This is a genomic window from Wolbachia endosymbiont of Cylisticus convexus, assembly GCF_003344345.1.
In genome coordinates, this window is the sequence record NZ_QPIP01000173.1 from 1 (window position 1) to 2,595 (window position 2,595).

The following is a 2,595-nucleotide window of genomic DNA, read 5'->3' on the forward strand; positions in this document are numbered from 1 at the left end:
ACTGGATACATATTTCAGAGAATTTCTTATTTGGTGTACTATACATAGCTGCACTTCTGCACTGGGAAATACACTGTTGATGGCTGCAGGAAAGCTTTTTAGCCCATCTACACATGCAATCAGAATATCTTCTACTCCTCTTTCTTTGAGGTTATTTAGCACTTCCAACCAAAAGTTAGCTCCTTCACTTTCAGCCAAATAAAAGCCCAGGACTTCTTTTCTGCCATTTTGGTCTATGCCCAATATATTGTACATACATTTACTTACGCAATGTCCATCCTCCTTGACCTTAAAGAACATCCCATCCATAAATACTATCGGGTATACTGATTGCAGTGGACGACTACGCCATTCATTGATTATAGGCAGTAATTTGTCGGTAATACTTGATATCTCTGCTACCGATATTTTGTGATCATAAATTTCCTCAACGTGTGACGCTATATCTCTATAGCTCATACCACTGGCAAATGTGCTCAAAATCTTCGTTTCAAGCTCTGGATGTAAGCTTGTTTGCCTTTTTTTGACTATTTGCGGCTCAAAACTTCCTTCTCTATCTCTTGGCGTTAACAGCTCAAATGAACCTGCACTTGTACGTAAAGTCTTTCCATTCCTCCCATTTCTGCGATTATTTTCTTCACTTTCAGCTAATAAATGGTTTTCTATTTCACCTTCTAGACTCGCCTCCAGCAGCTTTTTTATAAATGGTGTTAATGCTCCCTCCTTTCCTGTCAACGGTCTTCCTTCTCGTATAGACGACAGGATATTTGTTTCCAACTCTTTATAATCTACCAATCCGTTAGTTCTGTTTACTACTTTTTGACTCATTGTCAAACCTCCATTTTTAAATTGATATAAATTACTTTTTTTCGGTTTGACACACTTTTTTGAACATTCCCGATGTTGGGGGAAACAATGTTTCTAAGTAGACCATTAATGCTTGAACCAAGGAGTTTTGAGCTACTATCGCTATACAAAGAAAAACAGCCAATTTTTAAAAATCTCAAGCACTCTATCAAAAGTAACGTAGAAAGAACTGCAATTATACCAATTCATGGAATTCTGACGAAAAAACCAGGCGCGTTTGATGGTTTTCTGGGAATGACATCATATGAAAAAATTCATGAAGAGATAGAGAGTGCTTTAGGAGATAAAAGCATAGAGACGATTCTACTTGATATAGATAGCCCAGGAGGAGAGGTAAATGGTATATTTGACCTTGCTGATTTTATCTATAGTGCAAGAAGAAAAAAGATACCGTCTTGCTAGTCAACAAAAAAATTACTCAAGCTGTATCATAAAATCAAAAAATACTTCTGATTGTGTAACAGTACACAGATTACAGTTAGTGAATATGTTGAATGGATTGGAAGCATTTTTTGATTTTAAACTACAGTCAACATCCTAGTTCTGTAATTCTTGATATGATTTGGATCAAAAGCACTTTTGGATGTCAGGATACCGAAAATGATATGGAGTAGCTTACGCATTGCAGCTCCCACAATTGCCATATTATGCTTACCCTTCTTCTTTAGTCTTTGGCAAAAACTCACAATGATAGGATTGTGATTCTTGGCTACTATGGCAGGAAAGAAAAGGGCCTTACGTAATGTTTGTGAACCTGATTTACTTAATCTTGGTTTAGAATGTACAGATGAACCTGATGTTATATTTTTCGGTATAACTCCTGTATATGCTGCCAATTGCCTGGCATCTCTAAAAGCTTTTATGTCAGGGATTTCAGCTAAAATAGCCATTGCTGATTCCTCTCCTATTCCTGGAATAGTCAATAGAAGCTGAAAATTTTCCAACAATTCTTTGTGCTGCTTTAATAGTTTGCGTATGGAGTTTTTTATTATTTCTATTTTTTTAACTATATTCGTTGCAACAAGCATTTGCAACTTCTTTAGGCAGTCTCTCTTTTTTTTCTAGGTGGTTATTTACTAATTCTTTTAACGCAACTGAGCAACGATAAAGATGTTTTAATTTTTTCATTTCAGAAGAAGGTGGTGTCCAACGAGTTGGTTCCTGTCTTTGGCAATAATCAGCAATAATTTCTGCATCAGTCTGATCATTCTTTTGTCTTACGAGCTTACTCCTTGTATAAGATTTAATACAATAAGGATTTACAACACTAACAAAATGTCCAGCATTGTGCAGAAATTCAGCCAAAGCTTCGCTATAACAACCACATGCATGACTTTACTTCTTCCACATTATGCTTTTGTAGAAAACTCAGCAGACCTTGAAACCCAAGATCATCGTTCTTAAAGCTCCTTTTCCTAGTTTCACGCTTTTCTTTTTTACTTATGAATGAAAGAAAAACATCAAAGCGATCTTTTGATACATCAATTCCAAGAAAGTTGTTGATCATATATAACCCCATACGTTACCATTTAAAACGAAAAGTAAGGCTAACCTTGTGGATACAGAATTAGAGCCATTTAGGTCTTTCTACGATACCGTCCAGCCTATACTTTTGAGGAGGGAACTCTTATCTTTCTTACAGATTTTATATCTAAGAGGAGAAACAGAGTTCTTCCCTCCTCCACCTAATGCTTAAGCTTAAAACATTAGATGCTTTTTACAAGATAC

General features: G+C 35.9%; 1 protein-coding gene and 2 pseudogenes. 1 reads left to right on the forward strand and 2 read right to left on the reverse strand.

Annotated elements, in window-relative coordinates:
* Positions 1-828 (reverse strand): IS256 family transposase (locus Wcon_RS09870; RefSeq protein ID WP_114516781.1); only part of this gene is annotated, 828 nt, incomplete at its 3' end.
* Between the two features lie 87 nt (positions 829-915).
* Between Wcon_RS09870 and Wcon_RS09875 the strand changes: the two are divergent.
* A pseudogene (locus tag Wcon_RS09875) lies at positions 916-1,254 on the forward strand (S49 family peptidase); the annotation flags it as partial.
* Positions 1,255-1,385: 131 nt separating this feature from the next.
* On the opposite strand, the pseudogene Wcon_RS09880 reads toward Wcon_RS09875, so the two are convergent.
* Positions 1,386-2,374: pseudogene (locus tag Wcon_RS09880) on the reverse strand (IS110 family RNA-guided transposase).
* Positions 2,375-2,595: the final 221 nt, after the last annotated feature.